Source organism: uncultured Campylobacter sp. (assembly GCF_938002845.1).
Classification (GTDB): domain Bacteria; phylum Campylobacterota; class Campylobacteria; order Campylobacterales; family Campylobacteraceae; genus Campylobacter_B.
In genome coordinates this window covers 18,685-32,122 of sequence record NZ_CALKZP010000029.1, presented here as the reverse complement: position 1 = coordinate 32,122, position 13,438 = coordinate 18,685, and the positions used below count along the sequence as shown (strand labels likewise).

The following is a 13,438-nucleotide window of genomic DNA, read 5'->3' as shown; positions in this document are numbered from 1 at the left end:
CGAGGCGACGGGCCCGAAAATATATCTCATTTTTGCTCCGATGATTTGATTTGCGAATGACGACGTTTTTGGCGCAAGATTTCGCTTTGAAATTTTACTTTGCGGAATTTAATTTGCAAAATTTTAATTTGAAATTCCGCGTCGTGAAATTTTACTAAAATTTGCTTTTAAAAAATTTAGCTAGGAAATCCCGCTTTGAAATTCTACGTAGCAAGTTTATACCGATCTTAAGCCTCGCGCCAATAACGCTTTGCATCGAGCCTTGAAAATTCTACGTAGCAAATTTATGCCTTGGAATTTAACCTCCGCGTGCCGAAATTCGGCGCCGCTTTTATGTGAAATTCCACTTCCGCGCGCCGCCCCGCTACGGCGAAATTTTAAACTTAGAGCTTTGAATTTATCCTTAAATTTAGGACGTGAGAGCTATAAATTTAAAGCGCGGGCTAAATTTAAAATCGCGAGCTCGCGGTATTTTACGTCGCCGCATACATAGCGCGTGAAATTTTAAGCCTCGCTCGGCGTAAAAGCGATATAAAATTTCAAACTACGGCTAAATTTTAAAATTTGCGATACTGCCTCGCCAAAACGGCGCAAAATTTTAAAATTTAGAGTTTTGCGTTCCGCGAGCTGTTTTAGCGGCATGAAAACGGTGCAAAATTTAAAAATTTATGGACAGCGGAAAGATCGCGCGGAAGCAAAGCAAGCGACCCGAGCGAGCGAAATTTTAAATTACGGCTCTATGAAATTTCACAGCGACGTGCTGCAAGCAGGCTATCGCAAAATAAGGTTTTAGCGCGCGCTTAGCTCGTGTACCAGATCCACCAGATATTTGGCGTTTTGCACGCTTACGTCGGGCAAAATTCCATGCCCTAGATTAAAGATATGCGCAGCACCCTTCATCGCCGTTAAAATCTCGCGCACGCCCGATTCTATCGCGCCGAGATCGTATAGCCGCATTGGCTCCAGGTTACCCTGAAGCGCAAATTTGCCCTCGAGCTGCTCGCGCGCAAGCTCAATCGGAGTGCTCCAATCCACGCCCCATACGTCAAAGCTCGCCTTGCCTCGCCGCGCCGCGATACGGCTCAGCCGCGACATCTGCGCGCCCGTGCCCTTGGCAAAGACGATGAGCGGGATATGCGGAAATTTCGCCTTTAAAAATTCCGTGATTTCTAGGATGTATCGCCAGCCAAACTCCTCATACGCGCTCGGCTCCAGCGCGCCCGCCCAGCTGTCGAAGATCTGCACCGCATCGACGCCCGAGCCGATCTGGCGCGCTAGATAAAGCTTCGTCGCCTCCGTAACGAGGCGCAAAATTTCATGCAAAAGCTGCGGATTTTCGTAGAGCATCCTTTTGCAAACGGCGTAATTTTTGCTGCCGCCGCCCTCGATCATATAGGTAGCGATCGTCCACGGCGCGCCGCAAAAGCCGATAAGAGCTTTATCCGCGGCAAGGCGCGAGCGAGTAAGCGAGATCGTATCATAAACATATCCGAGCTCCGCTGCGGCCTTTTGCGGATCAAGGCGCGCCAAATCGCCCTGGGAGCGGATCGGATCGCTAAATTTCGGCCCCTCGCCCGCTTCGAAGCGCAGATCCATCCCCATCTGCATCGGCACGACCAAAATATCGCTAAAAAGTATCGCCGCATCGACGCCCAAAATCTCCACGGGTTGGATCGTCACCTCGCTCGCGGCGCGGTAGTCGCGGCACAGGCTCAAAAAATCGCCCGCCCTCTCGCGCACCGCCATGTATTGCGGCAGGTAGCGCCCTGCCTGGCGCATCATCCAAATGGGCGTGTATGGGGTCTCTTTGCCGAAGCATGCGTCGATGAAAACCATTTTTATCCTTTAAATTTACTCAAAATATACAAAGCCAAACAAACCGCGAAGATAGCCCCTGCGAGCAAAAGCATATCCAAAGGGGTAGTAAAATCGGTATGTAAAATGCGCTTGAAAAAATCCACTACGAGCACCATTATGATGACGCTGCCGAGTTTATGCTTCAGCTCATCCAGCGAGGCGATCTTTAAAACTTGTAAATTTAGATCCACAAACTCGTCGATAAAGAGCTCGTAAATTCCGAATACGAAGATTAGCAGCACTATAGCGACCAGATACAGATCGATCGCCGTTATTATCTCGCTTAAAATATCGACGTAAAGCGCTCGCTCGCTCTGCGGGGCTAGGAAAAATTCCACGATTTTATAGAGCGCCGAACAGATTTCGTAGCTTGCCATCACAAATATCGCCGCGCCTGCCGCGATGCAAAAAAGCACTGGCAGGAGGGTTAAAAATTTGCTGCAAAGTAAAAATTTTTCAAATATAGCTTTCATTTCTTCCTTAAATTTTAATTTAGGATTAGCTGCTCCGCAAACGGACGTATAAATTTAAAAGCCGCCCCATGCCGAAGTGTCCGTTTAAATTTACGCTCATTTACAATCGCGTAAATTTATCTCTTTTGATCGTGCCCGTTTGAGTCTTTAAAATTTTGCGCCAGGTTAAAGGCGCAAAATTTCAGCTCGCGGCGTTAAATTTTAACTAGGTTGATTTGCAAATTTATTCGCGCGGCCTCGGCGCCGAAATCACGCGCGCAACCGTATCCGCGCACAAAGGCTCGGCGACTCTGCTAAATTTATCTTACTTATCTTGCTGCATATCGATCCAGCGAAGCGCGATGCGCACGGCGTTCGTAGCCGCTCCGACGCGGATCTGATCGGCGCTGCACCAAAGATGCAGAATTTTATCGTCGAAATTGTCCCTGCGGAGCCTGCCGACGTAGGTTTCGTTCGTGTCGCTCGAAAGCAGCGGCATCGGATATTCGTTTTTGCTCGGATCGTCTACAAGCACGATGCTAGGCGTGTTTCTTAAAATTTCACGCACGCGGCTAATCTCGAAATCCTTTTTAAATTTTATCGTGATCGCCTCGCTGTGGCTGCGAAGTACCGGCACGCGCACGCAGGTAGCCGAAACGGCGAAGTTTTTATGCAAAATTTTCTGCGTTTCGTTCACCATCTTCATCTCTTCTTTGGTGTAGTCGTTGTCCAAAAAGACGTCGATGTGCGGGATGACGTTAAACGCTAGCTGATGCGCGAAAACTTTAGGTTTGCACTCATCAAGCTTAAATTCAAAGAATTTTTGCAGCTGAAACACAAGCTCTTCCATGCCCTCTTTGCCTGCGCCGCTGGCGGCTTGATAGGTGCTTACGTCCACGCGCTCGATATCAAACGCGTCATCAAGTGGCTTAAGAATTTGAACCATCTGGATAGTTGAGCAGTTCGGATTAGCAATGATGCCTGTCTCTTCCCATAGCTTTATATCCTGAGGATTACACTCGGGCACTACGAGAGGGACGTCCTCTTGCATACGAAAGTGGCTAGTGTTGTCGATCACCACTGCGCCGCTTGCCGCAGCAAATGGCACGTAATGCGCCGAAATGGAGCCGCCCGCGCTAAAAAACGCGATGTCGATCTCGTTTTCGTCGAAAGTGCTGTCCGTTAGCTCCCTCACGACGTATTCTTTGCCGCGGAATTCCACCTTCTCGCCCGCGCTCTTTGCGCTTGCAAGCGGCAGTATGTCCTTTACGGGGAAGTTCATCTCGTCTAAGACGCGCAAAATCTCCTCGCCTACGGCGCCGGTAGCGCCTACGATGGCGATATTGTAACTACTCATCCTCTCCTCCTTTTAAAATTTCATCGCTAGAGCCCTCGCTCTGCGAATCTTTACTATCTAAATTTGAATTTAATAAATTTTCATCCTGCGCAAGCTCGTCCGCTTCGCCCTCGTCGCCCTCCTCGGCTTTCGGGCAGGTTGCGATACTCACGACGTCGTCTCCCTCGACATTTACGACGATGACGCCGCTGGTGTTGCGACCCGCTTTACGGATGCTTTGCATATCGACGCGGATCATCTTGCCGCTGGTGGTTAGCGCCATGAGATCCATCTCCTCATCGACCATCACGACGCCGATGAGCTCGCCGGTGCGGTTGGTGAGCTTCATGCAGATGACGCCCTTGCCACCGCGGTTTGTGAGACGATACTCGCTCGCGGTGGTGCGCTTGCCGATACCCTTTTGGCTCACGCTTAAAATTTCTTGCATGTCGCTTAAAATAAACGCGGCGCCGATGACCTCGTCCCCTTTTTCTTTAAATTTAATCCCCTTTACGCCGCGAGCGATGCGCCCCATCTGGCGAATTTTATTTAGATTAAATTTAAGGCACATTCCCTTTTTCGTAGCGATGAAGAGCATATTTTCGTTGGCGCTTTGCGGCTCGCCCTCTTGTGCGTCCGAAATCTCATCCGAAATTTCATTCTCGCTTCCTTCTAAAATATCCTGCTCGGTCTGCTCTAAGGCTTCTTCAGCCTCGCCGCCGTCCAGATCGTCGCCGCTTAGAGCGCCTCCTTTGTAGTTTTGCATCTCCTCGGCGCTATTTGGAGCGATGAGAGCGGTTACTAAAGTATCGTCCTCATCTAGGCTGATAGCGCGGATGCCAAGCGAGCGGATATTTTTAAACTCGCTTAAATTCGTGCGTTTTACGATGCCGTTGCGAGTGAAAAATACGAGCGACTTGTTCGGATCAAAATCGGTCGTAGGGATGATCGCCATAATTTTTTCGTCCGCGCCGAGCTGGATTAAATTTACGACCGCCTTGCCCTTTGCGGTGCGCGAGCCCTCCGGAATTTTATAGACCTTAAGCCAGTAGAGCTGCCCGCGGTCGGTGATAAACATAAGCGTGTCGTGGGTGTTGGACGTAAAAAAGCTCTCGATGAAGTCGTCATCGTACGTCGTGACCGCCACGCGCCCCTTGCCGCCGCGCTTTTGCTTCTCGTAAGTCTTGCTAGGCACGCGCTTGATGTAGCCGCGGTGAGTGATCGTAATGACCATATTTTCATTCGCGATAAGATCTTCGATGTCGATATCTTCGTAGTCATCGACGATTTCGGTGATGCGCGGGCATCTGAATTTATCCTTGATCTCCAAAAGCTCATCTTTGATGATCCCCTCAATCAGCTCCTCGCTCTTTAAGATCGCATCAAGCCGCTTTATCTCGGCTAAAATTTCTTTTAGCTCCTCCTCGATCTTTTCGCGCTCAAGTCCGGTGAGGCGGCTTAGCCTCATATCCAAGATCGCACCCGATTGCGCCTCGCTGAGGCCGAATCTGCTCATTAAATTTTCGCGCGCTACGTTGGTGTCGGCGGAATTTCTAATCACGTCGATCACTTCGTCGATGTTATCTAGCGCGATCTTTAAGCCCTCCAAGATGTGCGCTCTAGCGCGGGCTTTTTGAAGCTCAAAAATCGTGCGGCGGATGATGACGGTTTTTCTGTGGTTCAAAAACAGCTTCAAAAGCTCTATCAGCGTGAAAATCTTCGGCTCTTTGCCGTCGATTGCGAGCATTATCACGCCGAAGGTCGCCTCCATCGTAGTTTGCTTAAATAGATTATTCAGCACGATCTCGCTCATCGCGTCGCGCTTAAGCTCGATTACTACGCGAATTCCGTCGCGATCGCTCTCGTCGCGCACCTCGGAGATGCCCTCGATCTGCTTTTCTTTTACGAGATCCGCGATCTGCTCGATTAAGCGCGCTTTATTTGTCTGATACGGCAGCTCGTCAATTACGATGACGTCTTTACTAGCCTTTTTTTCGATATGGGTTTTAGCGCGAATTTTAACGCGCCCTCTGCCCGTTTTATACGCCTCGATAATCCCCTTTTTGCCGTAGATGATGCCGCCGGTCGGAAAATCAGGGCCCTTGATCTCGCCCATTATCTCCTCTAGGCTTGCGTTTTTATTCTCAAGCAGTATCAAAAGACCGCCCACGAGCTCATCTAGGCTGTGCGGTGGGATATTCGTCGCCATTCCTACGGCGATTCCGCTTGAGCCGTTAAGCAGTAAATTCGGCACGCGCGCAGGCAGGACGTCGGGCTCGTTCAGGCTCTCGTCGTAGTTCGGCACGAAATCGACCGTCTCTTTATCCAGGTCTTTTAGCAGCTCTTCGGCTAGCGGCGTCATACGCGCTTCGGTATACCTCATCGCCGCCGCGCCGTCGCCGTCGATCGATCCGAAGTTACCCTGCCCGTCCACGGAAGGAATTCTCATCGAAAAGCTCTGCGCCATTCGCACGAGCGCATCATAAACGGCGGTATCGCCGTGCGGATGGTATTTACCGATAACGTCTCCTACGATACGGGCGGATTTTTTGTATGGCTGGCGAGAACCCACGCCAAGATCGTTCATCGCGTATAAAATTCGCCTATGCACCGGCTTTAGACCGTCTCTAGCGTCCGGTAGCGCACGACCGATGATAACGCTCATCGAGTAATCAAGATAGCTCGTCTTGATCGATTCTTCGACGTCGATATCGATGATCTCCTGATTTTCAAACATATTTGATTGCATAAATATCCTTTTAAATTTTAAAGCGCGATTATAGCGAATTATTCTTTTGCATTAGCTAAAACCAAGCCGCACACGGGCATAAAGCCGCCATCGATCAAGCTCTCGCGCGCTTGCAGCATGCTAAGACCCGAGGTGATGATGTCGTCTACTAGGATCACGGGGAATTGCGGCGGGGTTAAAATTTTAAAATTTCGCTTGTGTTTTAGGCGAAATTCCAAACTCTGCCCCGTGTATTTGACGCGATTTTGCGCGCGCAGGCAGTGAAATTTCGGCTCAATCAGTTCGCTTTTTAGCGCGCGAGCTAAGATCGCCGTGTGCGAATAGCCGCTGCGAGCGTCATCATCCAGTGGCACGGCGTTAAATTTAAAAATTCCGTCCGTTTTAAACGCTTCGTAGTTTTGCGGATTTGCAGAAATTTCGCGCTGCAGATGAAGCGGGAATTTCGCTAGGCTTAAAGAAGCTATGCGCGCAAGCACCGCAGCGCCGTATTCGTGATGTTTAGAAAGTATAAGCTCTCGAATTTCGGAGTAACCGTAGTAATAAAATACGCTAAAGCCCTCCACCTGCCGCATACCTAGGCGGCATTCGGCTAAATTTGCGGCGCAGGCGGCGCAGATCGTGCGCAGGCTAAACGCGCCGCAATTTACGCAGCGCATCTAAAGCGTCAAGATGATTTGATCGGCGGATTTTTTGACGATGTCGCCAAGCAAGCTTTGCACGAAAGGATTAAGCGATCTAGCCGTACGAAGCGCGGTAAATTGGCTCTGATCCTGCGAAACGCGCTTGGTCGTAGTTTTGTTGCCCTGCACGATAGAAATCGCGATCTCGCCTCTTGCGCTCATATTTTCCTTTGAGTAGCCGTTGATCGCCGCCGAGATACTTCTGATATTTACGGTTACGATATTCGGGCTTGCAGGATCGATCCTTACGCCGCGAGCCTCAAGCTCCGCGCGCAAAGCCTTGTCGAACCACGCCGAGAGATTGTTTTTTAAAAGCACCTCATCTACTAGCTTGCCGTCGTTATCGTTGATGACGGCGATTACCATCTGATTTTCGCGCTGATCGTTGATCGCGTTGATATTTACGGACTTGCCGCTTACGGTCTGATCGGCCTTAGAAAGATACGGATTTAAGCTGATGACGCTGCTGGTTTGCGAGCAGGCGACAAAAAATAGCGCAAATACGCCGATTAAAAATTTTTTCATTTTGATCCTTTTTCTGAAATTCGGGCGCATTGTAGCACTAAATTTAAAATTTATAGATTTTTTTGTATCATTGCAAGATCAAAGGAGAAATTTTGCAAGCACTCGCTTTAAAATATAGACCCAAAAGCTTCGAGCAGCTCATCGGTCAAGATGCCGTCGCCAAAAGCCTCGCACACGCGCTGGATTCGGGCAGGCTGAGCCACGCATATCTTTTCAGCGGACTTCGCGGCAGCGGCAAAACCTCGACGGCTAGGATTTTTGCCAAAGCGCTTTTATGTGATAAAGGCCCTACCGGCAAGCCGTGCGAGATCTGCGATAACTGCGTAATGGCAAATGAGGGGCGCCACATCGACATCATCGAGATGGATGCCGCCAGCCACCGCAAGATCGACGATATCCGCGAGCTCATCGAGCAGACGAAGTATCATCCCGCAAGCGCGCGCTTTAAAATTTTCATCATCGACGAGGTGCATATGCTCACCAAAGAGGCCTCCAACGCGCTTTTAAAGACGCTTGAGGAGCCGCCTAGCTACGTAAAATTTATCCTTGCGACTACCGATCCGCTCAAGCTTCCCGTCACGGTGCTATCGCGCACGCAGCACTTTCGCTTTAAGCCGATCGCTAAAAGCGCCGTCGTAGCGCACCTAGAGCAAATTTTAAAAACCGAAAACATCGCTTACGAAGAGGGTGCGCTCGAAATTCTAGCGCGCAGCGGCTCAGGCTCTCTACGAGACACGCTCACTCTCCTAGATCAGGCGATTATCTTTAGCCGCGAAGGCATCACGCAGCGCGCGATCGCCGATATGCTTGGCCTGCTCGATCCCACTAAAATTGGCGAAATTTTAGACGTCGTGCTGCGCCAGGACCGCGCGGGCGCGATCGAGATCATCAAAGAGGTCGAAAACTACAACGCCGAGACGATAATCGACGAGATGATCGCAAATTTAAAGGATAAATTCCTGCGCCGCGACGCGAAATTTAGCCTGCTGATGTATGAGCGGTTTTTCCGCATTTTAGCGGGCGCTAAGAGCATGCTCGCCATCAGCCCGGATAACACTTACGCAATTTCTATGATGATTTTTATGATGATGGAGGCGGTCAATCTGCGCGAGATCGACGAGCTTATCGAGATCGGAAGATCCCTGGATCAAGGCGAGGGCTATCCTTCTGCTTCGGCGCCTAATTTTAACGCGCAAAGCTCTGCGCCGAATTTTAGGTCAAATTCCAACCAAAGCGCGACTTTTGCGCCAAATAGCGAGCCGGACGGCGCGACTTTTGCACCGAGCGACCAGGGTAGCGCGACAAGCGGCGTGCCTAGCTTCACGGCAAGCGCAAAACGTCCCGTAAACTCGGCGCAAAACTTCGGTGCCGGCGGTGCAGCGAAACAAAGCCCTGACGCAGGCGGCGAGATCAAACCGGGCGCAGGCGGTGCGGCGGCGCAGGCTCAAAATTCTAGCCCGTCCGTCAAAACGAGCGCTCAAAATGAAATTTACGAGAATTTTTTAGCCAAAATTTACGACCGCGATTACGATCTAGGCGAGAAATTTAGCAAGTGCGTGGAATTTTTAAAGTTCGAGCGCGGCACGCTGTATCTGCTCTCGCGCGCGCAGGGACAGGACAGAGAGTATCTGCGCAAGGGCTCGCGAGCGATAAATAGCGTGCTAAAATCACTTTTCGGCGAGAGCGCGGCCATCAAGATCGAGCAAGGCACGTTGCAAAACGGCGATGATCCCGCCCAAAGCGAGCGCGATCAGAATTCCGCACGTGGCGCAACCGCTACGCAAAGCAAGAATTCTACGCAAGGCGCGGCTTTCGAATCCGGCGCCGATACTGCGCGCCCGAGAAATTCGACCTCACAAAGCCCTGCAAATCCCACGGCACAAAATTTTACTGAAAGCTCCGCCCTTAGCAGCGTGCAAGAAGATCCCGAATCTACGCAAACGGGCGAGCAAGATCATAGGAATTTAACCGGCGTGCAAGAGAGCGAGCAGAGCTGTGCACTGCAAATAAATTCCGCCGCAGATGAGGCGCAAGCCGCAAAATTGCAAACTGATGCGGCAAGAAATTCCGAGCAGCAAAATTCGAAAAATTCTACGATGCAAAATTCTGCACAGCGAAATTCCGCGACGAATTCCAATTCGCAAAATTCCGCTTCAAATTCCAAGCTGCAAAATTCCGAAATTTCTGCAGGAGATGACGACGGAGGGAAGGATGATCTGTTAAGATCTACCGATCCGCAAAACTACGCCGTAAAGCCCCGCGATACGAGTAAGAGCGTGCACGCCGCCAAGGCAGGCCTCGCCGAGCTCGCAAACGGCGCGCAGGACGGCAAGGAAATTTTGATCTCCGAGATAAATAGGCTATTCGGCGAGCCCACCAAAATCACAGAATAGCGCTCACTGCGGATTAAATTTATCTCCGCGCCGCGCCATTTTAAAATTTAAGCAAGTAAAAACGATATCGAAATTTACGCGACGAAGCTAGCCTGCGCGATTTTAAAATTTAAGCGCGCAAGGGCGGTGTCTAAATTTACGTGACAGACCAAAGTCGCGCGATAAATTTTAAAATTTCGCGGCGCGCGGACAGGTTTTAAAAGCCGAGCTTTAAATTTGATCGTCAAAGCGCGCTTTAAATTTAACCGCGCTGGCGATCTAAAAATTCATACGCCGCGACAGTCTAAATTTAGCGCGCCGCAGGTATCCGCGCAGTCTGTCCCGTGCGAGCTCAAAATCTAAATTTACGCGCGCTCTCTGCAGCTCTAAAAATAAAATTTTGCGCGTCTGTATTGCAAATATAAAATTCCGCGCTCATCGACGCCTACGCAATACGACTTTAGCCATACCGCGCCCTCGTTTTGATGCGCTCTCTTAAACTTTCATAAAACTTTGCGATACGATTTTGCCCGCAATCTGCGCGGCTGCTCGTACAAAAACGCGGGCGCCGATCGCTCGCGGGCGCCGTAAGTCAAAGCCAAATTTCGCCAGAATAAAACCGCGGCGAACCGAGGCGCCCTGAAATTTTAAAAATTTATCTCGCAAACTGGCTGCGGTTCGCGATGCGCGCTTATGAATTTTACGCGAGCGCGGCGGGCGAATTAGCTAAAATTTAGCGCTTTTGGTGTAGAATTCGAACAAATTTCAATCCAAAGGTCATCAAAATGCGCGGATATAAAATTTTCTCCGGCACCGCAAATCCCGAATTTGCCAAAAAAATCTCCAAATATCTCTCGCTGCCGCTTAGCGAGTGCGCGATCAAAACCTTCAGCGACGGCGAAATCAGCGTCCAGATCGGCGAGAGCGTGCGCGGCAAGGACGTCTTCGTCATCCAACCCACATGCGCGCCCGCAAACTCCAATCTGATGGAGCTTCTGATCCTAACCGACGCGCTGAAGCGCTCCAGCGCGAACTCGATCACGGCGGTAGTGCCCTACTTCGGCTACGCTCGCCAAGACCGCAAAGCAGCCCCGCGCGTGCCGATCAGCGCGAAGCTCGTGGCAAATATGATGCAGACGGCGGGAATCGACCGCGTCGTCACGATGGATCTGCACGCGGGGCAGATACAGGGCTTTTTCGACGTGCCCGTCGATAACCTCTACGGCTCGCTGATATTTTTAGACTACCTGAAAGAGAAAAATTTAAAAAATCCGATCATTGCCAGCCCCGACGTGGGCGGTGTCGCGCGCGCCAGAAGCTTTGCCAAAAAGCTCTCGCTCGATCTCGTCATCGTCGATAAGCGCCGCGAGGAGGCGAACAAAAGCGAGGTGATGAACATCATCGGCGACGTCGCAGGCAAGGACGTGATCCTAATCGACGATATGATCGATACCGCGGGCACTATCGTCAAGGCCGCGGGCGCGTTTAAGGAACAGGGCGCGAAGAGCGTCAGCGCGTTTTGCACGCACGCCGTGCTAAGCGGCCCGGCATATGAGCGCATCGAAAGCGGCGCGCTGGATGGCCTCGTCGTGACCGACACGATCCCGCTAAAGCAGGAAAGCGACCGCATCAAGGTAATCAGCGTCGCTCCGCTCTTCGGCGAGGTCATCAGGCGCGTATATCACGACGAGAGCGTAAATAGCTTATTCAAATAAAATTTTAAAATTTAAAGCGTGGCGCGGTTTGTTTTAAACAGCCGCAGGAATGCGAACAATAGGCATCTTATAATAAAAGATCTCGGCTCAGCCGCAAGTCAAGCGCTTACGCCCGCGAGCTCTAAATTTACAGCATTTGAGCTCGCTGTGATTTGACTATTGCGAACAGAGATATTTAACTGCGACGCGAAATTTAGCTTCTACGCGACAAATTTAATTTATGCATGACGTTTACTCCGCGTGGCGGAAAATTTAACTGCAACTACAGAGCAAATTTGCCGCACCAACCGCTGTAAGTCGCATTTTAATCCGCCGCACTAACTCCGAAAAACTGCGTTTTAAATTTGCCGTAAAATTTTCTGCATATTTGATGAGATCGCGCAGCGCCGCTACGCTTTAAATTTATGATAATTGCCGCGCATTCGCCATCTGTCTTGTGTGGCCGAGCTTCTGTAAAACTCGCACCCGCTAAATCGTAAAACCGCGTTTTTAAATTTCGCCGCGAAATCCGCAGCACGCACCAGCAAGAATGCACCCGCCGATTACCATTTTAAATTTATCGTCGAAATTTCTTTATATTTTAGAGCATTGCAAGGCTCGAAATGCCGTATTTCCCAAGCGTTCACCGTTCTTAACGGAGTATCTTCGCCCGCAAAGCCTCTGTAGTGCTTTATTGTGATATTAAGTTCGTCGGCTAAATTTCAATCCTTTAAATTTGAAACCCATTTAAATTCTAAAGCCTATTCAAATTTGAAATTTAATCCGAATTTGATCTGAAATTTTATAAAATTCCACCGTTTTAAACGGGCTTTAAAAGCGTGCAAAGAGTCTTGCAAGCCCGAAAGAAAGGAGGCTTTATGCCTACTTTTAGCACCAAAGACTACAAAGCCGCCCTTCGCAACCGCAGCGCACGAACCACGAGCGCAGGCGGATTTAGCGTCAAAAACGACAACTCCTTCATCGTGATCTTCGTCATTGCGATGATGGTCTTTATATTTTTTTACGGCGTGTCGGCCGGGCTTGATTTAGATGAAATTTTTTTAGGCAACGGACGCGGTCGCGGCGGAGGCGGGATTTTGGGGCTTTTGATCGCGGGCGTAGCTTGGTATCAAGGACGCGACGGCGGCGGGCTGTTTAAATTTAGCGACCATGCGATCACCTTCGTCTCAAACGAGCGCAAGAGCGAAATTCTGCTCTTTAATATCGACTACGTTAGGCTCACGCCAGGCTTTTTGCGCACCTGCACCGGCTACACGGCGCTTAGCCACTCCCGCTACGTAAAATGCGAGCAGTTCTTCACATTTGGAATCGGATCGATCATCGTGCTGTGGCTAGTCGGTATCGCCATGAGCGAGCGCGTGGGGATGGCATTCGTGATAATGGTCGTGGGCGTCGTGATCTTTATCTTCGCCAAGGCGCTTTCGTCGTGGCGGCTAAACGGCGACTTTCACGACATCTTGCTGCGCGACACCGTGCTGATCCGCGGCAAAGCTCTGAACGACCGCGTGCTGTGGTTTGCGATCACGCCCGGTCGCAACGACCGCCGCAGGCTGCGTGCCTACTTCAAAGAGCATCTTGACTTCGACATCGACGGCGGCTGATTTTGGTTTAAAATTTAAAGGCTTGAGCGCGGATAGAGTAGCAGAATTTTACGACGCAAAATTTTAAGAGGAATTTCACTCGACGGAATTTTGCGATCTAAATTTTACCGAGCAAAATTCTAAGGCTGAAAATTTTAAGATATAAAATTTA

9 protein-coding genes are annotated in these 13,438 nt (G+C 50.2%); 3 read left to right on the top strand and 6 right to left on the bottom strand.

Annotation, left to right across the window (positions count from 1 at the left end):
- Nucleotides 1–789: 789 nt before the first annotated feature.
- The 6 genes from hemE to Q0224_RS04220 all read right to left on the bottom strand — a co-directional run bounded on the left by hemE (nucleotide 790) and on the right by Q0224_RS04220 (nucleotide 7,599).
- Nucleotides 790–1,836 carry a uroporphyrinogen decarboxylase gene (gene hemE, locus Q0224_RS04245; protein ID WP_297949361.1) on the bottom strand — a complete coding sequence of 349 codons (1,047 nt, stop codon included), beginning with the start codon at nucleotides 1,834–1,836 and terminating at the stop codon, nucleotides 790–792.
- 2 nt (nucleotides 1,837–1,838) lie between these two features.
- Nucleotides 1,839–2,330 carry a YqhA family protein gene (locus Q0224_RS04240; RefSeq protein WP_297881576.1) on the bottom strand — a complete coding sequence of 164 codons (492 nt, stop codon included), beginning with the start codon at nucleotides 2,328–2,330 and terminating at the stop codon, nucleotides 1,839–1,841.
- Between the two features lie 304 nt (nucleotides 2,331–2,634).
- Nucleotides 2,635–3,666: an aspartate-semialdehyde dehydrogenase gene (locus Q0224_RS04235; protein ID WP_297949359.1), complete on the bottom strand. Its 1,032-nt coding sequence runs from the start codon at nucleotides 3,664–3,666 to the stop codon at nucleotides 2,635–2,637.
- The gene (gyrA, locus tag Q0224_RS04230) at nucleotides 3,659–6,382 is read right to left on the bottom strand and encodes a DNA gyrase subunit A (protein ID WP_297949363.1); all 2,724 of its coding nucleotides are present in this window, start codon (nucleotides 6,380–6,382) and stop codon (nucleotides 3,659–3,661) included. Before gyrA ends, Q0224_RS04235 begins: the two co-directional genes overlap by 8 nt.
- 50 nt (nucleotides 6,383–6,432) lie before the next feature.
- The gene (locus Q0224_RS04225; protein WP_297949358.1) at nucleotides 6,433–7,050 is read right to left on the bottom strand and encodes a ComF family protein; all 618 of its coding nucleotides are present in this window, start codon (nucleotides 7,048–7,050) and stop codon (nucleotides 6,433–6,435) included.
- Entirely contained in the window at nucleotides 7,051–7,599 is a 549-nt protein-coding gene (locus Q0224_RS04220) for a YajG family lipoprotein (protein ID WP_297949356.1), read from the bottom strand. It abuts the gene before it with no gap.
- Nucleotides 7,600–7,691: 92 nt separating this feature from the next.
- Between Q0224_RS04220 and Q0224_RS04215 the strand changes: the two genes are divergently transcribed.
- The 3 genes from Q0224_RS04215 (at nucleotide 7,692) to Q0224_RS04205 (ending at nucleotide 13,287) form a co-directional block, all read left to right on the top strand.
- A complete protein-coding gene (locus Q0224_RS04215) occupies nucleotides 7,692–9,992 on the top strand; it encodes a DNA polymerase III subunit gamma/tau (RefSeq protein ID WP_297949354.1) in 2,301 nt (766 codons plus the stop codon).
- Between the two features lie 764 nt (nucleotides 9,993–10,756).
- The gene (locus Q0224_RS04210) at nucleotides 10,757–11,686 is read left to right on the top strand and encodes a ribose-phosphate pyrophosphokinase (RefSeq protein ID WP_005873085.1); all 930 of its coding nucleotides are present in this window, start codon (nucleotides 10,757–10,759) and stop codon (nucleotides 11,684–11,686) included.
- An 857-nt stretch (nucleotides 11,687–12,543) separates the two neighbouring features.
- Complete coding sequence (locus Q0224_RS04205; RefSeq protein WP_297949352.1) at nucleotides 12,544–13,287, top strand: hypothetical protein; 744 nt, start codon at nucleotides 12,544–12,546, stop codon at nucleotides 13,285–13,287.
- The last annotated feature ends 151 nt before the right edge of the window (nucleotides 13,288–13,438 follow it).